This is a genomic window from Promicromonospora sp. NPDC050249, assembly GCF_040656015.1.
GTDB lineage: Bacteria > Actinomycetota > Actinomycetes > Actinomycetales > Cellulomonadaceae > Promicromonospora.
This window is the reverse complement of record NZ_JBFAKY010000023.1, coordinates 80,910-101,553: the sequence shown is the minus strand read 5'-3', so window position 1 is coordinate 101,553 and position 20,644 is coordinate 80,910. Positions and strand designations below refer to the sequence as shown.

At 71.8% G+C, this 20,644-nt stretch carries 21 protein-coding genes; 9 read left to right on the top strand and 12 right to left on the bottom strand.

Going from position 1 to position 20,644, the window contains the following annotated elements:
- Nucleotides 1-126 precede the first annotated feature (126 nt).
- Nucleotides 127-471 (bottom strand): RNA polymerase-binding protein RbpA, encoded by a 345-nt coding sequence (locus AB0I32_RS18995; RefSeq protein WP_026365682.1) that lies wholly within the window; start codon nt 469-471, stop codon nt 127-129.
- A 350-nt stretch (nt 472-821) separates the two neighbouring features.
- Here AB0I32_RS18995 and AB0I32_RS18990 point away from each other — a divergent pair, with 350 nt between their 5' ends.
- The 6 genes from AB0I32_RS18990 (at nt 822) to AB0I32_RS18965 (ending at nt 6,489) form a co-directional block, all read left to right on the top strand.
- Nucleotides 822-1,979 (top strand): LLM class flavin-dependent oxidoreductase, encoded by a 1,158-nt coding sequence (locus AB0I32_RS18990; RefSeq protein WP_357508778.1) that lies wholly within the window; start codon nt 822-824, stop codon nt 1,977-1,979.
- On the top strand, nt 1,976-2,656 hold the full coding sequence (locus AB0I32_RS18985; protein ID WP_357508762.1) for an FMN reductase: 681 nt from the start codon (nt 1,976-1,978) through the stop codon (nt 2,654-2,656). Before AB0I32_RS18990 ends, AB0I32_RS18985 begins: the two co-directional genes overlap by 4 nt.
- Before the next feature lie 128 nt (nt 2,657-2,784).
- The gene (locus AB0I32_RS18980) at nt 2,785-3,423 is read left to right on the top strand and encodes a hypothetical protein (protein ID WP_357508760.1); all 639 of its coding nucleotides are present in this window, start codon (nt 2,785-2,787) and stop codon (nt 3,421-3,423) included.
- A gap of 269 nt (nt 3,424-3,692) precedes the next feature.
- Complete coding sequence (locus AB0I32_RS18975; protein WP_357508758.1) at nt 3,693-4,259, top strand: hypothetical protein; 567 nt, start codon at nt 3,693-3,695, stop codon at nt 4,257-4,259.
- A 23-nt stretch (nt 4,260-4,282) separates the two neighbouring features.
- Nucleotides 4,283-5,095 (top strand): ChbG/HpnK family deacetylase, encoded by an 813-nt coding sequence (locus AB0I32_RS18970; RefSeq protein WP_357508756.1) that lies wholly within the window; start codon nt 4,283-4,285, stop codon nt 5,093-5,095.
- A 14-nt stretch (nt 5,096-5,109) separates the two neighbouring features.
- Nucleotides 5,110-6,489, top strand: a complete 1,380-nt coding sequence (locus tag AB0I32_RS18965; protein ID WP_357508754.1) for an MFS transporter — start codon at nt 5,110-5,112, stop codon at nt 6,487-6,489.
- Here the strand turns inward: AB0I32_RS18965 and AB0I32_RS18960 are convergent.
- From AB0I32_RS18960 to AB0I32_RS18950, 3 genes are all read right to left on the bottom strand, one after another.
- Nucleotides 6,479-7,756: a CehA/McbA family metallohydrolase gene (locus tag AB0I32_RS18960; protein WP_357508752.1), complete on the bottom strand. Its 1,278-nt coding sequence runs from the start codon at nt 7,754-7,756 to the stop codon at nt 6,479-6,481. The two genes, AB0I32_RS18965 and AB0I32_RS18960, sit on opposite strands and share 11 nt — an antisense overlap.
- 105 nt (nt 7,757-7,861) lie before the next feature.
- Nucleotides 7,862-7,993, bottom strand: a complete 132-nt coding sequence (locus AB0I32_RS18955; protein ID WP_357508750.1) for a hypothetical protein — start codon at nt 7,991-7,993, stop codon at nt 7,862-7,864.
- Nucleotides 7,994-8,032: 39 nt separating this feature from the next.
- Nucleotides 8,033-8,392 carry a MerR family transcriptional regulator gene (locus tag AB0I32_RS18950; protein WP_357508748.1) on the bottom strand — a complete coding sequence of 120 codons (360 nt, stop codon included), beginning with the start codon at nt 8,390-8,392 and terminating at the stop codon, nt 8,033-8,035.
- A 63-nt stretch (nt 8,393-8,455) separates the two neighbouring features.
- On the opposite strand from AB0I32_RS18950, the gene AB0I32_RS18945 reads away from it, so the two are divergent.
- Complete coding sequence (locus tag AB0I32_RS18945) at nt 8,456-9,298, top strand: NAD(P)-binding domain-containing protein (protein WP_357508746.1); 843 nt, start codon at nt 8,456-8,458, stop codon at nt 9,296-9,298.
- A 17-nt stretch (nt 9,299-9,315) separates the two neighbouring features.
- Here AB0I32_RS18945 and AB0I32_RS18940 read toward each other — a convergent pair whose 3' ends face one another.
- The 3 genes from AB0I32_RS18940 to AB0I32_RS18930 all read right to left on the bottom strand — a co-directional run bounded on the left by AB0I32_RS18940 (nt 9,316) and on the right by AB0I32_RS18930 (nt 12,312).
- On the bottom strand, nt 9,316-9,735 hold the full coding sequence (locus tag AB0I32_RS18940; RefSeq protein ID WP_357508744.1) for a VOC family protein: 420 nt from the start codon (nt 9,733-9,735) through the stop codon (nt 9,316-9,318).
- 95 nt (nt 9,736-9,830) lie between these two features.
- Nucleotides 9,831-10,775 carry a DNA-binding protein gene (locus AB0I32_RS18935; RefSeq protein ID WP_357508742.1) on the bottom strand — a complete coding sequence of 315 codons (945 nt, stop codon included), beginning with the start codon at nt 10,773-10,775 and terminating at the stop codon, nt 9,831-9,833.
- A 292-nt stretch (nt 10,776-11,067) separates the two neighbouring features.
- Nucleotides 11,068-12,312, bottom strand: a complete 1,245-nt coding sequence (locus AB0I32_RS18930; RefSeq protein WP_357508740.1) for an erythromycin esterase family protein — start codon at nt 12,310-12,312, stop codon at nt 11,068-11,070.
- 58 nt (nt 12,313-12,370) lie between these two features.
- Here AB0I32_RS18930 and AB0I32_RS18925 point away from each other — a divergent pair, with 58 nt between their 5' ends.
- Nucleotides 12,371-13,144, top strand: coding sequence for a TioE family transcriptional regulator (locus AB0I32_RS18925; RefSeq protein WP_357508738.1), 774 nt, complete (start codon nt 12,371-12,373; stop codon nt 13,142-13,144).
- 26 nt (nt 13,145-13,170) lie between these two features.
- Here the strand turns inward: AB0I32_RS18925 and AB0I32_RS18920 are convergent, their stop codons facing one another.
- From AB0I32_RS18920 to AB0I32_RS18900, 5 genes are all read right to left on the bottom strand, one after another.
- Entirely contained in the window at nt 13,171-15,348 is a 2,178-nt protein-coding gene (locus AB0I32_RS18920) for an MMPL family transporter (protein ID WP_357508736.1), read from the bottom strand.
- A gap of 110 nt (nt 15,349-15,458) precedes the next feature.
- Nucleotides 15,459-16,622 (bottom strand): DUF6596 domain-containing protein, encoded by a 1,164-nt coding sequence (locus tag AB0I32_RS18915; protein ID WP_357508776.1) that lies wholly within the window; start codon nt 16,620-16,622, stop codon nt 15,459-15,461.
- A 57-nt stretch (nt 16,623-16,679) separates the two neighbouring features.
- Entirely contained in the window at nt 16,680-17,096 is a 417-nt protein-coding gene (locus AB0I32_RS18910) for a YciI family protein (RefSeq protein ID WP_357508734.1), read from the bottom strand.
- A gap of 163 nt (nt 17,097-17,259) precedes the next feature.
- Entirely contained in the window at nt 17,260-18,720 is a 1,461-nt protein-coding gene (locus AB0I32_RS18905) for a site-specific integrase (protein ID WP_357508732.1), read from the bottom strand.
- A 131-nt stretch (nt 18,721-18,851) separates the two neighbouring features.
- Nucleotides 18,852-19,556, bottom strand: coding sequence for a LysE family translocator (locus tag AB0I32_RS18900; RefSeq protein WP_357508730.1), 705 nt, complete (start codon nt 19,554-19,556; stop codon nt 18,852-18,854).
- A 64-nt stretch (nt 19,557-19,620) separates the two neighbouring features.
- Here AB0I32_RS18900 and galE point away from each other — a divergent pair, with 64 nt between their 5' ends.
- Nucleotides 19,621-20,643 carry a UDP-glucose 4-epimerase GalE gene (galE, locus tag AB0I32_RS18895; protein WP_357508728.1) on the top strand — a complete coding sequence of 341 codons (1,023 nt, stop codon included), beginning with the start codon at nt 19,621-19,623 and terminating at the stop codon, nt 20,641-20,643.
- The last annotated feature ends 1 nt before the right edge of the window (nt 20,644 follow it).

Sequence of the window (20,644 nt, the reverse complement as noted above, 5' to 3'; positions counted from 1 at the left end):
GTGTGGGGTGCGTGTTCGTGGGGTTTGCGTGTTGTTGGGCCGACCCCGGCCGCGCGTCGCGCTCCGCGGCGCCCCCCCCCCGACGGTCGTTCAGCTGCTTTCAGGTACTGCTCTCAAAGGCTGCTCTCAGGCGGAGCGGCGGAGCTTGCCGGCGCGCAGCAGCTCGAGGCGCTCGTCGAGCAGGTCTTCGAGCTCCTTCACCGTGCGGCGCTCCAGGAGCATGTCCCAGTGGGTGCGCTGGGGCTTCGTCGCCTTGGGCTCCGGCTTCTCGGCGTCGCGCAGGAGGGCTTCCTCGCCGCAGCGGCACTCCCAGATCGGGGGTACGTCCGCGTCAGTGGCGAAGGGCAGGATGATGGTGTGGCCATTGGGGCAGTCGTAGTAGGCCTGGAACCGAGGGGCGAAGTCCACGCCCTCGTCGGACTCCATGCTCTTACTACCGATGCTCATACCGCGCAGGGACCGGTCGGGCACGATGTCCTCCAGAGGGTTGTCGGGATTGGTGGCGGAAAAAGGTCCGTAGTGCCAACGCGGGGACCCTCTGTGATGTTCCGGCCGTGATTGCTCAAGTTCTTCGGCCGTCTATTTTCCAGCCGTCTGATCAGGCTACGCGTCGGATGTGCGCACGCAAGCGCACTCCGGGCAAACTGGGCGCTGATGTGCCCGATCTCACGTGCGCCCCGGCCGGTGGGAGCAGGCTCCGTGGGAACAATCGACCCTAGCAGCCGGTTGAGGCCGACGTGCATGCATCTGCATGGACATCTGGAAGAGCAGCAGCTCAGCAGCACATGACCAGCAGCACACGACCTTGGGAGCGCGGCATCATGCAGTTCGGGATCTTCAGTGTCAGCGACGTGACGACGGACCCGACCACGGGGCACACCCCGGACGACACCGAGCGTGTCCGGGCGATGCTCACCATCGCCAAGCACGCCGACGAGGCGGGCCTGGACGTCTTCGCCACGGGTGAGCACCACAACCCGCCGTTCGTGGCCTCCAGCCCGACGACGATGCTCGGCTACCTGGCCGGCGTCACCAAGAACATCACCCTGTCCACCGCGACGACCCTCATCACGACCAACGACCCGGTGCGCATCGCCGAGGAGTACGCGATGCTCCAGGTCATCTCGGACGGCCGCATGGACCTCATGATGGGCCGCGGCAACACCGGCCCCGTGTACCCGTGGTTCGGGCAGGACATCCGCCAGGGCATCCCGCTCGCCATCGAGAACTACGCGCTCGTGCGGCGTCTGTGGACCGAGGACGTCGTGGACTGGGAGGGCAAGTTCCGCACCCCGCTGCAGGGCTTCACCGCCACGCCGCGGCCGCTGGACGGCGTGCCGCCCTTCGTGTGGCACGGCTCGATCCGCAGCCCCGAGATCGCCGAGCAGGCCGCCTACTACGGCGACGGTTTCCTGCACAACAACATCTTCTGGCCCATGAGCCACACCAAGCAGATGGTCCAGTTCTACCGCCAGCGGTTCGAGCACTACGGCCACGGCCGCGCCGACCAGGCGATCGTGGGCCTCGGCGGGCAGGCCTTCCTGCGCAAGAACAGCCAGGCGGCCTGGGACGAGTTCCGGCCCTACTTCGACAACGCGCCCGTCTACGGCCACGGCCCGTCCATGGAGGACTTCACGCGGGACACCCCGCTGACCGTCGGGTCGCCGCAGCAGGTCATCGACCGGTACGGCTCCTTCATCGACGACGTCGGCTACTACCAGCGCCAGCTGTTCCTCGTCGACCACGCGGGCCTGCCGCTCAAGACGGTCCTGGAGCAGATCGACCTGCTGGCCTCCGACGTCGTGCCGGAGCTGCGCAAGATCGCCGACGCCAAGCGCCCGGCCGACGTGCCGGCGAACCCGCCCACGCACGCCGAGCGGGTCGCCGCGGCGCGCGCGAAGAACGCGGCGGGCGCCACCCACGTCGGTGACGGCGGGGACGAGTACACCGGCAAGCTGGCCGAGGAGGCGCTGTCATGACCGACTTCGAGACCGTAGGGGCCAAGGACCGGGACCACCGCACCGTCGCCGTCGTGCACGCCGGGCTCGGACAGCCCTCGTCCACGCGCCTGCTGGCGGACCGCCTCGCCGACGCCACGGTGCACGAGCTCGAGGCCCTCGGCCAGGACGTGAGCGTCGAGGTCGTCGAGCTGCGCGACCACGGCCACGCGATCGTCGACGCGATGCTCACCGGCTTCCCCACGGGCGACCTCGCCCGCGCCATCGAGACGATCACGCAGGCCGACGCCGTCATCGCCGTCACCCCGCTGTTCACCACCACCTACTCGGGGCTGTTCAAGTCGTTCGTCGACATCCTCGACAAGGAAGCCCTGACGGGCATGCCCGTGCTGCTCGGCGCGACGGGCGGCACACCACGCCACTCGCTCGCGCTCGAGTACTCGCTGCGGCCCCTGTTCACCTACCTGCGGGCCGACGTCGTCACGACGTCGGTCTTCGCGGCCACCGACGACTGGGCGCAGGCCGCGGGCACCGGGCACGACGACGGGGGCAGCTCCCTGCCGCAGCGCATCGAGCGGGCCGGTCGATCCCTCGCGACCCTCGTGTTCTCCCGCGGCGAGCACGCCAAGCCCGCCGACCCGTTCGCGAGCACCCCGAGCTTCCTGGACATGCTGGGCGGCGAACGAGGCAGCAACTAGGAAGCGACCCGGTAGAAGCCCTGGTCGGAGAGTCACGCCCGGGGCTTGCATGCCCCGGGCCGGGCGGGGAACATATGGGACAGCGGTCGCCGCTGGTCGTGGCCGGGACGATGGGTGAGGGAGCTGTCATGGCGGACGGTACGGAGAATCAGGTCTCGGACGGTTCGAGCGCCGACAGCCCTCAGGGACCGCACGCCCCCTACCTGGAGGCCGACACCGGACGCGTCGCCCGGATAGTGGCGGCGCTGCGCAAGGCCCACGCGGAGCAGGCGGCTGCCGGCTCCACCACCGACACGGCTACGGACACCGCCGAGCCGGCCGACGCTTCCGCACCCCGCCGGGAGACCAGCGGTGTGAAGCCCACCAAGCCGGCAGTACCCACGCTCCGCTGGAACCCGGGCGCCCGCTACCGTGCGTCGCGCCTCGCGGACCACCCCGTAGCGGATGCGCCGCAGGTCGCGCAGGTGCCGGCACCCCCGGCACCGGTACCTGGCCCACCGGCTCCCGTCCCCGCCCCGCCCGGACCTCCGGCACTTCCGGCCGCAGGTCCGGTCCCTGCGCCCCCAGCGCTCGCCGGGCGCCTGTTCCGCGGGCCCGCACGGCGCACCGCCGTCTTCGAACGCGAGATTTGGTACCCCGTCACCCGGTCGTCGCACGTGCCGCGCGACGTCAGCGAGGCGCTCGTCGCCGCGGTGGAGCGCTACCGCAAGGGCTCGATCTCGACGTCGGGCCTCGTCCGCGCGATCGGCAGGGCGCACGCCGCCTGACCGGGCTCCGCCCACCGGATCGGGCTGGTCCTCGGCATGCCCGCCGGGTTTTCGCATCGCGGCAATCTCCCTGGCTCCATAGTCGTTGTTCGCCCCCATAGGCCCTTGTTCTGTGTTCGTACGGCGGAGCACTATTCGTTGCACGAACGAGCGCGCGGCACGGGCTCGTGAACCGAGTGCACCAGGCGCCGCGTCCCGTCCCTCTCTCCAACGAGAGGCGCCGAACGAGGCACCTGACCGCCACAGGACGAGGGAGGGCAGCACCAGCGATGCGACGGCAGACGATGGCGACCCTCGGCGTGATCAGCGTGACCAGCGTGATCGGGCTTCTCGGCGGCTGCGTGAGCGACCAGGCAGCCGCGAGCTTCACCGCACCCGAGGACTACGAGACGATCGAGCAGCTCGTCTCGGACGCCGACGTCGTGGCCGTCGTGCAGGCAGGCGACTCGGCGGTCGACGTCGTCGACAGGGTGCCCTACACCCGCACCGAGCTGAAGCTGCGCAAGGTGCTGCTGGGCGTGGTCTCGAAGAATGCCCACCTCGCCGTCACCCAGGTCGGGTCGACGGAGGCACCGCCCGGAGCCGGGATGGCCGCCGTCCTGCGGGACGGCCACGAGTACGTGGTCGTGCTGCACCGCACCGGGGCGGGGGAGTTCGAGATCGTCGGTCCCGGCGTCTGGCGCGCCGACACGCTGGGTACGAGCCTGACCCTGCACACGGCGATGCTGCCCTGCGTCCCCGCGGCCATCCCGCACGTGACCACACCGTGGGCCCTCGAGGTGGAGCTCGGTGAGGCCGGAGAGTCTCTCGGCACGAGCGTGATCGGCAGCTACTGACCCGGCTGGGCCAGACTGGACGCATGACGCGCAGCCTCGTGCTCACCGCGGACGACGCAGGCACCGACCCCGACGCCGACCGCGAGATCGCCGCCCTGCTGGCCGCCTCGCCCCTGACGGCGGTCGGCGTGATCACCGCGCACGCCGAGGCGGATCCGCCCGAGGACCGCGAGAACCCGGGCGCGGCACGTGCCGTGGACGCCTTCGCCCGTGCGGCCCCCGACGTCGCACCCGGTGTGCACGTCGTGCTTCCGACGCCCGCGCCAGAGGGCGGCTTCGACGACGTCGCCCACCGGGTCACCGACCAGATCGACGCCCTGGTCCGGGCCACGTCCGCCGTCGGCTCGCCCCCGCCCGACCGCCTCGACTCCCACCAAGGGACGCTCTACGGGCTGCTGGGCCGCTCCTACCTCGCCGAGGCGATCGAGGTGTGCGCGCGGCGCAGCCTGGCCTTCCGCCTGCCCCGCGGTCTGGAGCTGTACGGGGACGACGACCCCCTGCTGGCCACGGCCGCCGTGCGGAAGCGGCATGCGAGCGCCGTGGTGGCGGCCGACGCCGCGGGGGTGCGCCTGCCGCGGGCCATCGCCACGCACCGCGGTGGCGACGCGGAGGCCCGCGACTACGCGACGCTGCGCGACCACTATCTGCGCCTGCTGGAGCGGCTGCCGGAGGGGACCAGCGAGATCTTCCTGCATCCCGCTCCGGACACGCCACGTCTGCGGGAGCTGTCGGCGGGGTGGTGGCGCAAGCGGACGTGGGAGCTGCGGCTGCTGGGCGATCCGGTTTTCATCCGGGAGATCGAGCGGCAGGGCATCGACCTGGTCGCGCGGTGGTGAGTAGGCTCGCCGACGTGGACGCCGAGCCTGCGGGGACGTCGCCGATGCGCTACGGCATCGGCATGTTCGGCACCTCGCTGCCGATCAACCTCGTCAAGGGCTCGATGCTCTACGTGTACGTGGAGCTGCTCGGCCTGGACGCCGTCGTCTACGCGGCCGTGTACGCCGTCTACGGGGTGCTCGACGCCCTGGACAACCCGCTGTTCGGGCACCTGTCGGACCGGACGCGGTCGCGGTGGGGGCGGCGCCGGCCGTACCTGGTGACCGGCGCGCTGGTGCTGGCGGTCACGACCGTCGCGCTGTTCTCCGTCCCGGGGCCGGTGGCCGACTCCGCGGTGGGGCTCGCCGTGTGGTTCGCGGTGTTCGCGATCACCACCGAGATGGCCGACTCCCTGATCAACGCGAGCTATGGCGCGCTGCTGCCCGAGCTGTTCACGCACGAGCGGCGGCGGGCGACGGCGAACGCGGTGCGGCAGGGCGCTCAGCTCATCGCCCTGGTGATCGCGCTGGCGCTGACGCCCGTCCTGGCGCGCAACGTGCTGGGCACCGAGGGCTCGACGGTCGGCTACGGGCGCCTCGCGGTGATCTTCGCGGTGGTGGCGGCGGCCGTGATCCTGTGGACGGCGTTCGGTGTGCGGGAGGACCCCGCCCTCGACGCGGAGCCGAAGCCGCTGTTCTTCCGGTCCGTCCGGCAGATCCTGTCGACGTCGCACTTCTGGACGGTCGGGATCGTGAACGCCTGCTACGGCTCCGCGATGGCACTGGTCCTCGGCGGCCTGCAGCTGTACGTGCACCACACGCTGCAGGGTTCGGCCCTGGACGCGAGCATCCTGCAGCTGGTCGTGATCGTCGTGGCGATCGGGATGCTGAGCGTGTGGGCCGCCGTCGTGCGGCGCAAGGGTGCCGCGTGGACGTGGCGGCTCGCGCTGCCGGTGGCGGCCGTCGGGTTCGTGCCCATGTACTTCGCGAACGACCTGCTCACGGGGATCCTGGCCGGGCTGACGGTCGCCGTCGGCTACTCGGGGGTGCTCGCGACCAACGACCTGGTGATCGCCCGGGTGCTCGACGCGGACGCCGCCCGCCACGGCACGCACCGCAGCGGCCTCTTCCTGGCGTCGTTCGGGGTGCTGGGCCGGCTCAACGGCCTGGTGACGGCCGGGGCGCTGGCATCGCTGGCGCTGTGGTTCGGCTATCGCTCCGGCACCGACCCCGGGCCCGACCCGGGGCAGGCGTTCCGCGTCTACCTGTCCCTCTACCCGTTCGCGCTGCTCGTGATCGGTACGACGGTGTCGCGGTTCATCAGGCTGCCGGCCGCTCCGCAGGAGACCGGCTCGCCGGAGGCGGGGCCGGAGGAGACGGGTTCTCCGTACGGGCCGGAGCCGGTCACGCGCTGATCGCCAGGAGCGTGCGGTCGGGGGCCTCCAGCCGGTAGGGGCCGGGCTCGGACGGCGCAGGGAGGACCACCCGGTCGCCGCGCACCCGACGACGTCGACCCGTCACGTCCACCAGCACCGTGCCGTCCGCGTCGACGGCCACCAGATCGCCGCCCACCCGCACCAGTACGGGCTCGCCCGGCCCGGGGAAGCGGCTGATGGCGGTCCGCCCGTGCCGGACGGCATCCAGGATCGCCTCCGGCGTGCGGTCCTCGGCGGCGACCCATGTGGTGGGTGTGCCGGGCGGAAAACCCTGGTCGGGTGTGTGGAAGTCGCTGCCGCCCAGCAGGACCGGCTGCCCTGCGCTGCCGGGCGCCCCGGCCGCCGCCCGCAGGTAGGCCCATGGACCCGTCGCCGTCAGGTCGAGGAACCACGAGATGTGCCACAGCTCGAGGAATCCGGTCCGCACGGGTTGGAGCCACCCGCAGTCGTCCTGTACGGGATGGTTCACGGACAGCAGGCCGCCGCGCTCCTCGACGTCGGACAGCCACCGCGTCGCCGGACGCCGGAAGTCCACCCAGCCGATGTCGCCGAACGCGTTCGCGTGACCCGCGTGCGTCGTGACCTCCTGCCCCGGCAGGAGGCATACGTCGTACGCGGCGCCCACTCCCGGCAGGTGCGCGTGGTGGGAGACGGTGTTGTGGTCGGTCACGGCGAGGAAGTCCAGGCCTCGGCCCGCTGCGGCCGCCGTGAGCTGGGCGATGCTCAGCGTCCCGTCCGAGTGCGTGGTGTGCGCGTGCAGGTCGCCCGCGAACCAGGTCAGGCCGTCCGGCGCCGGCAGGTCCCGCCCGAGGCGGGTGCGGCTGGTCCCTGCTCTGGACGCCGCACCGCTGCCCGACGGCGGAGGCGGGGCGGGCGGCTCGTCCTCGACCACACCGGCGTCGACCCCCGTGGCGATCGTGACGGTGACGTCGACGGGCTCGGCCGGCAGCCCGTGCAGGCCGAGGACCACCGCCCACCGGCCGGGAACCAGCTCGCCGGGCTCGTACCCGGGAGTCGCGGCGGTCGGCCTGATCACGAAGCGGGACCGGGCGCCGCCCGACCACCCGCGCCAGCGTTCCGGGTCGCGGCAGCCCAGGTCGATCACCGCGGCGTCCCGGTCGTACGCGAGGGTGACCTCCAGTGCGTTCCCGGTGCGGCCCGCCGGGATCTCGAACGGCACCTCGAGGTACCGGTTCTCGATCTGGTCGTCGATCGACAGCCGCAGACGGCGCTCCTCGCTGGTCACGCAGCAAGCCTAGGGCGTCCGGGACGGCCGGGACGGACCTGCGACGGCTCGGCGCCGAGCACGAGCGGTGTGCCGGTCCGCAGGACCGTCGTCAGCCCCCGAAGGTCAGCGTCCGAGGATCTCGACGAGGAACTCGATGGCCGCCGGGAAGGCGTCGACGTCGAACACTGCCCAGGCGGTCAGGTCGAGCAGGGAGTTGATGATCTCTGGCACGGAGGTCGAGGGTGCGGAAGTCACCCGGGCAACCTAGCGGGAGAGCACGCCCGCTGCTGAAGGTCAGCCTGCTCGCCGTTCGCCGCCGATGATCCTGTCGAGGTTCGAGCGCGTCGCCCTGAGCTGTGCGATGGCCCGGTCGATCTCGTTGCGCTCCTGCACCAACCCGTCGACGAGCTCCGGGCAGTCGGGTGTCAGGAGACCCTCCACGTCGACGAGGCACGGCAGCACGTCCCGGATCTGGGCGGTGGTCAGCCCCGCCGCGAGCAGCGTCCGGATCCGGTGTACCAGTGCGACGTCGTCGTCGCCGTACACGCGGTAGCCGCTCGCCTGCCGCGTCGGGGCGAGCAGACCCTGTGCCTCGTAGTAGCGCAGTGCCCGTTGGCTGGTGCCGGTCCGCCGCGCCAGCTGTCCGATCCGCATTCCCGCTCCCCAGCTCGACGGCCCTTGACCTTGACGCTGACGTCAATGTCTAGCCTAACCAGCATGACCACCCTGACAGTCCTCGGGCTCGGCCCGATGGGGCATGCCCTGACCGCCGCGCTGACCGCCGCCCGCCACTCCACGACCGTCTGGAACCGGACCCCGGGGAAGGGGGACGACCTGGCCGCCACCATTGCAGGCACCGCGGCGGAGGCGATCGCGGCCAGCCCCCTCGTTGTCGTATGCCTGCGGAACTATGCGGTCGTCCGGGAGGTGCTCGACGCCGACGCGCTCAAGGGCCGCACCCTGGTCAACCTCAGCGGCGGCACGCCCCGCCAGGCTCGCGAGCTGGCCGACTGGGCGCACGATCACGCCGTCGACTACCTCGACGGCGTGATCGTGTCGATGCCGGAGACCATCGGCACCCCCGAGGCAGCGCTCTACTACAGCGGCCCCCAGGACGTGTACGAGCGATACCGGCCCACTCTGGCCGCCTTCGGCGAGAACGCCTACTACCTTGGTGATGACCCCGGCCGCGCCGCTTCGCTGGACGCGTCCCTCCAGGACCTGCTCTGGACCTCGATGAGCGGTGCGGTGCACATGTTCGCCCTTGCCCGCGCGGAGGGCATCGCGCCGCACGACGTCGCGCCGCACGTCAAGGCGATGCTCGGGTTCTTCCCCGCCATGATCGACCTGCTCGCCGAGCAGCTCTCCGCCGGCCGGTATCCGGGCGACCTCGGATCGATCACTGCCTCGGCAACGGTCATGGATCATGTCCTGGAAGTGGTCCGCGCGAACGATCTGGACAACGGCGTACTCAGCTCGGCGCGAGCCGAGGTGCAGCGGGCGATCGACGCAGGGCACGGCCGCGAGGGGTTCGCGCGCCTCGCAGCCATGCCCGGCTGACGGGCCGCCGATGACGGTCAGCTGGTGAGCGGGTGCTGCTCCACGTAGTGCGGGTTGTACATGACCCCGAGGATGTTCCCGAACGGGTCCACCACGGATGCGGTGACGAAGCCGATGTCGCCACGCGGGGTGATCGGCTGGAACTCGGTGGCACCCAGCTCCAGCAGGCGCGCCACCATGCCCTCCAGGTCGTCGACATGCCAGTACATCAGTGCGCCGCCCGGTGCGGAGGGCAGGCCGGGCGGCGCGAAGGCCCGACTGACGAGGCCGAGCTCCGCCTCGTTGTCGCCGATCCGGAACTCGGCGTAAGCGAGGGCCCCGTCCGGTCCGGGGCGCTGGAAGTACGGCTCCACCCCGAGCAGCTCGGTGTACCAGGCCGCTGCTGCGGTGACGTCGTCGGCCCAGTAGTTGATGGTGGCAAATCCGCGAAGGTTCATCAGGCCATCACAGCACCAGCCACTGACACTCGGGCCTGCCGCCGCGCAGGTCTCGCCACCCGGAGGGGGTGATCTGACGCGACCCTCCAGCCCGATTACTCGGCGGAAACAGTCGGCGCCGTCGCAGCCTCCAGCGCCTCCCGCAGCCCGGCTGCCGTGCCCTCTGCCTGGGCTGTCGCCGCGATCGCTGCCACGCGGGCCTGCTCCGCCTGTGCCGCCTGTTCCCGCGCCGACGCCAGGGCGTCACGCGACGCGGACAGCTCGCCCTCCAGCCGGGCGACCGACGCCTCGGCGACGGCACGGGCCGTCTCGGCCGCTGCCTGGTCCCGGTGCGCCTGAGCGGCGTCGGTCCGCGCGGCCTCGAGGGCCCCGCGCACGTCGGCCGGCGACTCCCGCAGGCCGACGGCGGCACCCTCCGCCTGCGCCCGCGCCGCCTCCGCGTCGGAACGTGCGCGTTCGGCCGCAGCCGTTGCGGCACGCTCCTGGGCGAGCTCGTCGCGCGCGGCGTCGAGCGCCTGTCGCACGGCGGCCAGGTCGCCCTCCAGACGAGCGGACGTCGCCACGGCGTCCGCCCGCTCCTTCTCCACCGAGGCACGATCCTCCTCGGCGGACCGTGCCTGCTCGCGCGCCGACTCCAGAACAGCGCGGAACTGCGCGAGCTCCGCGTCCGCCTCGTCCACGCGGGCGGCCAGGGCGTCCGCCTCGCCGACGACGGCGGTCAGCGCCTCGTCCTGTGCGGCGGCCGTGGCCTCGTGCTCCGACCGCGCCACCTCGACGGCGGCGCCCCACAGCGCGTCGACGCCACGCTCCACCAGCGCGGTAACCGCCGCCGGCAGCTCGGGGAGGGCCTGCCGCGCTTCGTTCTCCGCGGCTCTGCTGTCCCGCCACTCCCGCAGATACTTCGTCGCTGCCGCGTTGGAGCAGCCTGCGCGCTCGCGCACGTTCGTCACCGTGACCGCAGCGCCCTCCGCCGTCAGCGCCTCGGCCGCCTGGAAGACCCGTTCCTTGTCGCGCACGTCGTTCCCCGATTCATCAGTCATTCCGGCCCACAGTTTCGCGCACAGTTTCACGTCCGTAGTAGTACGCGTAGTACGGCAATACTACTACTACTTCTGATCCCACAAAGTACGCACCCGCTTTCCTGAAGCGGGTGCGTACTAGATCGACAAGTGGCTAGATATCAACGGTTGGAGGCGCTTTTGAGCGCTCCAGAACCGCCCTCGTGAGCATATAGTGAGCATCGATGACGCCGGCTCCGCGCTCCAGGACGAACGCTCCGTCGCCGCTCGCGTCCGTCGGAGACTGCCGAGCCGCCTGGCGCGCAGCCGGCGCTCAGTGCTCCTCCGCGTCCCTGACGAACACGATCCCGTCAGCGGAAGCAAGATGCGCCGGGTCCAGCGGGGCGTACCCGAACCAGGGGGACACGCGGGCGTCCGGCAGGTGCTCGCCGAGCGAGGCGGCGAGTCGGCCTGCGTCGACCAGGTGGTGGTCCCCGGGCAGCGCGTACAGCAGGCCCTCCACGCTGTCCGACGGCGGAGCGTCCACGCCCCGATGCCGGATGGTGCCGACGGCCGTGGCCAGGAAGGCGTACTCCGCGCCCAGCTCGGCGTCGACCAGCGCCCCGGCGCCCCACCACTCCAGCATCGGGTGGTCCCACATGCGCATGGTGCTCGAGTTCCGTTGCAGGTGGCTGTTGTGGGCGCTCACCAGCACCGGGCCCCGCTCGGCCAGAGCGAGCAGGTTGGCGGCGATCATCGTGTCCCGCACACCGAGCAGCCAGGTCATGCGAGCAGGAGAGGTGTCCGCCATCCAGAAGTGATAGCGCAGGAGGCCCGTCGCGGTACGCCCGTACAGGCGGGCCCGCTCCCACTCGGCCGGGGTGGACGCGGCGATCAGCCCGGGCGCGTGCGCGCCGAGCAGCGCCACGAGGTCGTCCGCGATGAGCCGCAGCTCCCGCGCTTCCGCCGACTGCCCCACGGAACGGGAGGAATCCATCATGGCGGCGGGTTCGGTCCATCGGTCGTCGGGATCGATCAGGCTGTCGAGGGCATCGCCGGAGCAGGGGAGCAGACCGGTGCCCAGCCGCTCCGCCAGGAATCCGTGCAGGGCGGTCAGGGCCTGCCGAGGGCTCGCGGCGGCCGTGATCTCCAGCGGGCCGTCGACACCGGCGAACCGGAGCCGGTCGGACGCCGGCCGGCCCGCGTTGAACGACCGCATCCAGCGCACCAGCTCGCGGTTGCCGGGGAACGCACCCCACTCGTGGCTGAAGCCGCGTGCCATCACGTCGTCGAGCTCGTCCTCGGCAGAGGCACCAGCGGCGTCCTCGCCGGCGGTGCCGTCGAGACCGGTGATGTAGTCGTCCACGAGCAGGCCCATCAGGCAGTCGCTCTCCAGGGCGATCGTCCGGTAGCCCTCCTGCTCGACGAGCTGTCGGAAGAGCTCGTTGCGCACGGCATGCAGGGTGCCCTCGCCGTGGGTGGGCTCGCCCAGCGCGAGGATGCGCGGGCTGGCCGGGAGCAGCCCCATGACGGCTGCAGGGTCGACGGGACGGATGGTCTCCTTGAGGTCTGTCGTCATTCCCTCAAGGGTATCGTTGAAGCCTCGATTGAAACTTCTGCCTGAGATGGGAGTGAAGATGGGCTCGAACCCTCAAAACGACGTTCGCCTCAGGCCCATCGACCTGGCACGTGAGCACGGCCTGTCCACCCAGGCGATCAGGAACTACGAGGACGCGGGGATCCTCCCGGCCGCCGTCCGCACGCCGACCGGATACCGCACCTACACCCCGCTGCACGCGCGTGCGCTGCGCGCGTTCCTCGCCCTCGTTCCGGGTCACGGCCACCAGACGGCGACGGCGATCATGCGAGCGGTGAACGACGGCGACACCGCCACAGCGCTACGCCTCGTCGACGAGAGTCACGTCCAGCTCCTGGACGATCGCCGGACGCTCCAGGCAGTAGAGAGCGCCCTGCGTGACCTGGATCCTGGTGGCACAGCAACCGCTACAGCAACCGGCACAGATTCCGGCACAGAGTCCGGCGTCATGTCAGCACCCCGCACCGGACCGCGCGAGACGTTCGTCGGCCCGCTCGCCGCACAGCTCCGGATCCGGCCCGCGACGCTGCGGACCTGGGAGCGCGTCGGCCTGGTGCGCCCGCGCCGCGACCCGCAGACCGGTTACCGCGTCTACGACGAGGCAGCGGTGCGAGACGCCAGGCTGACCCACCAGCTCCGGCGCGGCGGCTACCTCCTGGAGCAGATCGCTCCGCTGATCGCCCAGGTGCGGTCGGCCGGCGGCCTCGAGCCCCTCGAAGCCACGCTGCACGGTTGGAACGACCGGCTGACCGCGCGTGGCCGGGCGATGCTGACCGGCGCCGCTGCGCTGGAGGCGTACCTCCAGCGCAGCTGAGCAGCTGTTGAGACCCGGGCGGGTCGTCAACGCCGAACCAGAGCAGTGTTCGGCCGTGTCCTGGCCGGCCACCAGGTGCGCTCGCCGAGCAGCGTGATCACGGACGGCAGGATGAGGGCGCGCAGCACTATCGCGTCGAAGAGCACCGCGACGGTGAGCCCGACGGCCATCTGCTTCATCTCGATCCGGTCGAAGAACAGGAAGCTGCCGAAGATCGACACCATGATCACGGCGGCGCTCGTGACCACGCTCGCGGACCCGGCGATGCCCTCCACCACCGCCTGCTGGGTGGGCACCCCGCGACGCGCGGCCTCCCGGATCCGGCTCACGACGAAGATCTGGTAGTCCGTGGAGAGCCCCACCAGGATCGCAACGACCATCAGCGGTGTGCGCGAACCGACAAAGCCCACCGAGTCGAACCCGAGCAGGCCCTCCGCCCAGGTGCCCTGGAAGACCAGGGTCAGCACACCCCAGGACACGAGCACCGCAGCGAGGTTGAGCACCACCCCCAGCACTGCCAGGGGCACGGAGCGGAACACGACGAACATGATGACGAGCGTGGTCAGGGACACGAACCCGATGACCCAGGGCAGCCGCTCCGCCTGGTGGGCCGCGTAGTCCGCGCCACGGGCGACATCGCCCGAGACCGCGATCTGCGTGCCGGCCGCCGTCCCCACGGCCTCGGGAATCAGCTCCGCGCGCAGATGTTCCAGCGAACGCTGCGCCTCGGCGGAGTTCTCGCTGAACGGGATCGGGAGCCGCAGCAGCGCCGTCCCGCCGTCGGCGGCGACCACTACCTCGGGTGTCGAGTCCTGCGCGAAGAGGTTGTCGCCCCGAGTCCGGTCCGCGAGGTCCTGCAGCAGGGCGGCGGGGTCCTCCCCTCGGGCGAGCACGAGGTGCGCTGGCCCCTGGGACGGGAACGCACCGGTCAGCCGGTCATAGGCAGCCACCGACGGCAGGGTGTCGGGGAACGTCTCCGCGCCCTCGGTGCCCAGCCTCATGGTCAGCGCGGGCGCCGCCAGTGCGCCGGTGACGGCGACGCTGACCAGCAGTGTGACGAGCGGGCGCCGCACCACCGGACGAAGCACCGCGGTCCACGCCGCGTTCTCGCCCCTGGCGCGGCCCTGCTCACCGCGGCCGGCACCAGAGCCGGCACGACGCCGCCCACGGAGCCCGCGGTCGATCCGGTCGCCCAGCAGGGCAAGCAGCGCGGGCAGCACGGTCAGGGAGCCGACCACTGCGAGCGCCGTCACCAGGATCGCTCCGGTGGCGACGGAGGAGAAGATGACGTCGTCGGCGAGGTAGAGCCCGCCGAGTGCGAGCATGACGGCGATACCGGACCCGAGGACGGCGCGGCCGGACGTGGCCGCTGCTGCCTCGATGGCTGCCGTGCGGTCGAGGTGGTCGGCGTGCGTGCGCTCCTCGCGGATCCGCTTGAGGTAGAACAGCGAGTAGTCGACGCCGACGGCCATGCCCAGCAGGAAGATCACGCTCATCGCCGCGCCGCCCGCGTCGGGGAACACCCAGGACGCCAGGCCGTAGAGCCCGACGGCTCCCGTGAAGGCGGTGAGGGCAAGGAGGATCGGGATGCCGGCGGCGAGCACGGTGCCGAACACGACCAGGAGGATCACGAAGGTCACCGGGAGGCTGATCGCCTCGGTGCGCAGGAGGTTCTGGCCCATCGACTCGTCGACCTCGTTCGACATCGAGGCGCTGCCGGTCTGCTCCACGGTCACGGCGGTGTGTGCCGCCTGGGCGGCCACGGTCTGTTCGAGGAGGGTTGCGACGTCGTCCTCCGCTGTCTCGCTGTCTCCGCGGAGCGTGACGTCCACGAGCAGTGCGGTCCGGTCGGCGGACCAGGCGGGTTCTGCCACGGATACGACGGCGGGGAGGGCCGCCATGCGCCGTCGTACGTAGTCCGCGGCGCTCGTCGCGGCGGCCTCGTCGAGCCGGTCACCGCCGTCGGCCGTGATGAGTACCTGCTCGGTGGGTGCTGGCGTGAGCCCGCTGGCGTCGGCCATCGACTCCGCGTGTCCGGCCTCGCCGACCCAGAAGTCCTCGATGGTGCCAGAGTTGGTGCCGACGGCGGTGCCCGCGCCGAGGCAGAGCACCACGAGGAGCAGCCACCCGACTATCGCGCGCCAGGGATGGGTGGCGCACCACCGGGCCACGCGCACCGTGACCGACTGCGTCCCGTTCGACATGACGGGTCCTTCCAGGTTGGACGATGATCCTGACCCGAGCAGCGTGGCTGGTCAGGGGCGTCGTCCGCACTGGTGCACACCCACGGCGTGCCGGGGGCCAGCCCCCGTGGTCAGGTCGGGTCTTCCCCCGGACGGGGGAGACGCAGCCGCGCGGCCTGCTTCATGAGGTGGATCCGCTCGAACAGGCTCGTCGCCCGGTCGGCGGCGATCGTGTAGTGGTGGATCGCCTGGGCGACGTCGTCCGCGCGCTCGTACAGGTGGGCCGCTACCGCGTCCCAGCGAGCGAGCTTCGGGTCGACGTCGGCCAGGACGGCCAGTCCCGCACGCGGGCCGTCGACCTGACCGACGGCGACCGCCCGGTTGAGGGCGACGACCGGGCTGTCCGCGAGCCGGGTCAGCTCGTCGTACCACTCGAGGATCTGCGTCCAGTCGGTCTCCTCGGCGGTGGGCGCGTCGTCGTGCAGTGCCGCGATCGCGGCCTGCGCCTGGTACGGCCCGAGCCGGTCGCCGGCCAGGGCCCCCTGCAGGACGGCGACGCCCTCGGTGATCATCGCCGTGTCCCACAGCGACCGGTCCTGCTGGTCCAGGGGGATGAGCTCGCCCGAGGCGTTGTACCGGGCGGCGCGCCTGGCGTGGTGCAGGAGCATCAGGGTGAGCAGGCCGGAGACCTCGGGGTCCGCGATGTCCACGGCGTCCCGGGAGACGGCCGCGAGGAGCTGGCGCGTCAGCCGGATCGCCTCGTCGGCGAGCGAGATCTCGCCCGTGAAGCCCTCGTTGAACATCAGGTACAGCACGTGCAGCACTGCCCGGACATCACCCGGGGTGTCGAACCGTTCGCCGGTGATCGTGCGCTTGGCCCGGGAGATGCGCTGCGCCATGGTCGCCTCGGGCACGAGGAAGGCGCGGGCGATCTGCGCGGTGGTGAGCCCGCCCACGGCGCGCAGCGTCAGCGCGATGGCCGACGCCGGGCTGAGCGCCGGGTGGCAGCACCGGCTCAGCAGGAGCAGCGTGTCGTCCGACTGCTCGGTGGGGCCGCGCGCGGGCTCGTCGTGCACGCGCTCCTCCCGCCGCCGTCGGGCCGCCTCGGAGCGCTGGGCGTCGATCAGCTTGCGGCCGGCGACGCGCAGGAGCCAGGCCTTCGGCTCGTCGGGGAGATTGCCGGGCCAGTGGCGCACCGCCTCGATCAGGGCCTCCTGCACGGCGTCCTCGGCCGTCGCGAAGTCTGCTCCGCGACGGACGAGGACGCCGAGGACCTGCGGCGCCAGCGTCCGCATCAGCTCGTTCACCTGGCCGTCGTCCGCCCGGTCCTCGTGCACGCTCCTGGTCCCGGTCTACTCGGCAGACGCCTGCAGCTCGGCGAAGAACGGCCGCACCTCGAGCCACTCGTGGAGCGGGCGCCCGCCCTGGCCGGGTGCCGCGGAGAGCTCGGCGGCGGCCTCGTAGGCCCGTTCCTGGGACTCGACGTCGATGATCATGAAGCCCGCGATCAGGTCCTTGGTCTCCGCGAAGGGCCCGTCGGTCACCGGGGGCCGGCCTTCGCCGTCGTACCGCACGAACGTGCCCTCCGGCAGGAGCGCACCCTCGCTGACGAACTCACCGCGCTCCGTCAGCTTCTCGGCGAACCGGCTCATGTAGTCGATGTGCGCGGTGATCTCCTCGGGCGTCCACTGGTCCATCATGACCTCGGTCCCGGGGACGGGTGCGGGGCCGTTGTGCCGGTAGTGCTTGAGGATCAGGTACTTCGCCATGGTGTTCTCCCTGGTCGAGGGCCCGTCGCTGGGCCCGTCGGTCGTGGGCGCGGTGCGCGCCCTCGCCCCTGGGCCGGAGCCGGTCGCACGTTCTCGACATCAGGATCCCGGATTCGCGAGAAAATTCACGAGAACCTGGGCGGCGGATTTCTGCCGGGCCGCGTCAGCCCGCCGCCCACGCCCGCGCGGAGCCGATCACGGTGACGTTCGCGGGCGCGTCCGACGCCGTGGACCCGGGCATGCCCGAGGGTTCGTACGACGTCGCCTGGAACGCAGCGCTCATCGTGTCGCCCAGCGCGTCGAGGTCGTCCTCGAACAGGCCGGCATAGGTGGACAGGGTCAGCACCGGCGACTCATGCCCGAGCATGCGCTGCACCGCCTTGACCGTCGCTCCGCCCGAGATGGCGAGGGACGCGGCGGTGTGGCGCAGGTCGTGCAGGGTGAGGGTGTCGAAGTCCTCGGCGCCCGGCCCCACCGTCGTGCCCGACAGCGCGGTGAGCAGCCTGGTGCGGCTCAATTTCTCGCCGCGGGTCCCGTCCCGGCGCGTCCGGTCGGCGTCGGCGACCAGGGACCAGGTCGCGGGGTCGCACACGCCGGTGGGGTCGAGCCCGGCGTCGGACTGGAGCCGACGGACCGCGGTGACCACACCGTCGTCGTACAGGCCGGAGGGGCGCAGGCCGAGGGCCTCGCGCAGCGTGCGTACCGCACGCCCGGCCGCGAGGACCGCGGGCCGGAACGCCGACCGGTCGAAGCTCTCCCGGCGCAGAGGACCGCCCCGGGTCCCGGTGAACAGCAGGTCGTCGGGCGTCCTGCCCGCTGCCTGTGCCGCGACGTCGGCGACGAGGATCGCGGGCAGCGGGACCTCGCGCCGGGCGTGGGTCTTGGTGTCGCCGAGCAGGAGGGTGCCGTCGTCGAGGCGGGTGTACGCCTTGCTGACGCGCACACGACGGCGCAGCGGGTCGACGTCGGCCACCGTGAGCGCGCTGACCTCGCCCCAGCGCAGACCGGTCAGCGCCGTCAGCAGCACGAGGGTGCGGGCCTGCGGCGTCCTGGTGGCGTCCGCCACGCGGCGCAGCTGCTCGTGCGAGAGATAGCGGTGCGGCTTGGTCTTCGGCGCGCGCGGCAGGGCGGGTACCTTGCCCGACGGCGTCCGCGCCGGGTTGGTGCGCAGGCGCCGCGCGTCCACGGCGGCGTCGAGCAGCGCCACGAGCAGGCGGGCCGCATCCCGGCGCCTGGCCGGCGAGGCGGTCTCGCCGGTGGTGGGGGAGGTCATCGTCGCGGCCCAGCGGGCGACGTCCTCGTGCGTGACCTGCCGCAGCGGCCGGTCACCGAACGCGGGCGCCACCAGGGACCGGAACCGCTCACGCTCGGCCTCGATGGTCCGGGGCGCGCGGTCGACGCGGGACTCCTGCCAGATCGCGAACCACTCGGCGACGGTGACCCGGCCGGCGGCGGGGTCCACCCATTCGGCATGCTTGCCCGCCTCCTCCTGACGCCGCGCCTCCGCGAGCGCATCGCGCTTGGCGGTGAAGCGGCGGGTGCTGCGCAGGCGCCCGTCGACACGGTAGCGGCCGACGTGGCCGGTGCGGCCCTCGGAGTCGGTGCGCTGCTCGGTGTAGGCCACGGTGGCAGCGTAGTGGCGGCGTCGGGTGCGGTCACGGCTGCCACGCTGCTGATCGCCCCCGACGGTACGGTGCGCACCGTCCAGGCACCCGTGACGGATCCCGCCGGATCTGGACGAGATGCTCGCCGCCGTCAGATCACACGAGCCTGTCCGGTCAGGGCGTTCCACCCGAGCCGACCGCCGAACGCAAGCAGCACCACCCCCGTCACCCGGTCGGTGACCCGCGCGATCGCACGCCCGGACAACCAGCGCTTCGCCAGAGCGGCAGCATTGATCAGCAGGGCCAGCCACACGAACCCGAGGACGTCGTGCTCCACCGCGAGCAGCAGGCCCATGAGCAGGTGCGGCACGTCGTCGGGCAGGAACTGGGGGATGGTCGCGAGGTAGAAGACGCCCACCTTCGGATTGAGCAGGTTCGTCGTGGCGCCCACCGCGAACGAGCGCCAGGCGGACTGCGGCGTGCCCTGGTCGTCACCAGGGATGTCTGCGCCGGACTCCGCCGCAGGCCGCAGCGCGACAGCGGGCAGCGCGTCGTACCGGCGCGGCCGGAAGCTGGACCACAGCATCCGGCCGCCCAGCCACACCAGGTAGGCAGCCCCCGCGAGGGTGAGCACGCGGTACGCGGTCGCGGAGGCGGCGAGCACCGCCGTCGCACCCACCGCGGCGGCCACGCCCCAGACCAGGACGCCCGCGTTGATGCCGAGCGCCGTCGCGTAGGCATGCCTGCGGCCGCGCACGACGGCGGTGCGCAGCACGAGCGCGCTGTCCAGACCGGGCATGATCGTCAGCGGGATCGCGACCAGCGCGAACAGGAGCATCGCCTCGAGCACCGTCACGGGCCGTGAGGCTACCGGTGCCCGCCCGGACAGGGAAGGTCCCGTCACCCGGTAGTTTGGGACCATGCGCGTTCTCGTCTCGGGTGGAGCCGGCTACATCGGCTCGCACACCGTCCTCGCCCTGGTAGCCGCCGGTCATGACGTCGTGGTCGTCGACGACTTCTCCAACTCCAAGCCCACCGTGCAGGGCCGCCTGGAGGCGCTCGCGGGCCGTGCGATCCCGGTCCACGCGTTCAACCTGACGGACATCGACAAGACCGAGGCGCTCTTCGCGCACGAGCACATCGACGCCGTCATCCACTTCGCCGGGTACAAGGCGGTGGGGGAGTCGGTGACGAAGCCGCTGGAGTACTACCGCAACAACCTGGACTCCACGTTCGCCCTGGCCACGGCGATGACGAAGTACGGAGTGCGGAAGCTGGTGTTCTCGTCGTCGGCCACGGTGTACGGGGAGAAGGCCCCGGTGCCGTACCAGGAGGACTACGAGCACCTGTCCTCCTCGTCGCCGTACGGGCAGACCAAGGTGATGATCGAGCGGGTCCTGACGGACATCGCGCAGATCTCCGAGGGCTGGAAGGTGGCGCTGCTGCGGTACTTCAACCCGGTCGGCGCGCACGAGAGCGGCGACATCGGCGAGGACCCGCAGGGCGTCCCGAACAACCTGATGCCGTTCATCGCGCAGGTCGCCGTAGGGCGCCGGGACAAGCTGACCGTGTTCGGGAACGACTACCCGACGGCGGACGGCACCGCCGAGCGCGACTACCTGCACGTCACCGACCTCGCGGCCGGGCACGTGGCGGCGCTCGAGCACCTGGACGACATGAAGGAGCCGGCGCGCGCGTTCAACCTCGGCACCGGTACGGGGACGTCGGTGCTGGAGCTGCTCAAGGCGTTCGAACGGGCCGTCGGCCGTGAGCTGCCCTACGAGATCGGCCCGCGCCGGGCCGGTGACCTGCCCGCGTTCTGGGCCGACCCGACCCGCGCCAACACCGAGCTCGGCTGGCGCGCGACCAGGACGATCGACGACATGTGCGCGGACACCTGGCGCTGGCAGTCCAAGAACCCGAACGGTTTCCCGGACGCCTGAG

What these genes read in the sequence shown, in the direction of transcription:
- AB0I32_RS18990 (WP_357508778.1), top strand. Translation starts at nt 822, where the DNA reads ATGCAGTTCGGGATCTTCAGTGTCAGCGACGTGACGACGGACCCGACC.
- AB0I32_RS18985 (WP_357508762.1), top strand. Translation starts at nt 1,976, where the DNA reads ATGACCGACTTCGAGACCGTAGGGGCCAAGGACCGGGACCACCGCACC.
- AB0I32_RS18980 (WP_357508760.1), top strand. Translation starts at nt 2,785, where the DNA reads ATGGCGGACGGTACGGAGAATCAGGTCTCGGACGGTTCGAGCGCCGAC.
- AB0I32_RS18975 (WP_357508758.1), top strand. Translation starts at nt 3,693, where the DNA reads ATGCGACGGCAGACGATGGCGACCCTCGGCGTGATCAGCGTGACCAGC.
- AB0I32_RS18970 (WP_357508756.1), top strand. Translation starts at nt 4,283, where the DNA reads ATGACGCGCAGCCTCGTGCTCACCGCGGACGACGCAGGCACCGACCCC.
- AB0I32_RS18950 (WP_357508748.1), bottom strand. Translation starts at nt 8,392, where the DNA reads ATGCGGATCGGACAGCTGGCGCGGCGGACCGGCACCAGCCAACGGGCA.
- AB0I32_RS18945 (WP_357508746.1), top strand. Translation starts at nt 8,456, where the DNA reads ATGACCACCCTGACAGTCCTCGGGCTCGGCCCGATGGGGCATGCCCTG.
- AB0I32_RS18940 (WP_357508744.1), bottom strand. Translation starts at nt 9,735, where the DNA reads ATGAACCTTCGCGGATTTGCCACCATCAACTACTGGGCCGACGACGTC.
- AB0I32_RS18935 (WP_357508742.1), bottom strand. Translation starts at nt 10,775, where the DNA reads ATGACTGATGAATCGGGGAACGACGTGCGCGACAAGGAACGGGTCTTC.
- AB0I32_RS18930 (WP_357508740.1), bottom strand. Translation starts at nt 12,312, where the DNA reads ATGACGACAGACCTCAAGGAGACCATCCGTCCCGTCGACCCTGCAGCC.
- AB0I32_RS18925 (WP_357508738.1), top strand. Translation starts at nt 12,371, where the DNA reads ATGGGCTCGAACCCTCAAAACGACGTTCGCCTCAGGCCCATCGACCTG.
- AB0I32_RS18920 (WP_357508736.1), bottom strand. Translation starts at nt 15,348, where the DNA reads ATGTCGAACGGGACGCAGTCGGTCACGGTGCGCGTGGCCCGGTGGTGC.
- AB0I32_RS18915 (WP_357508776.1), bottom strand. Translation starts at nt 16,622, where the DNA reads ATGCGGACGCTGGCGCCGCAGGTCCTCGGCGTCCTCGTCCGTCGCGGA.
- AB0I32_RS18910 (WP_357508734.1), bottom strand. Translation starts at nt 17,096, where the DNA reads ATGGCGAAGTACCTGATCCTCAAGCACTACCGGCACAACGGCCCCGCA.
- galE (WP_357508728.1), top strand. Translation starts at nt 19,621, where the DNA reads ATGCGCGTTCTCGTCTCGGGTGGAGCCGGCTACATCGGCTCGCACACC.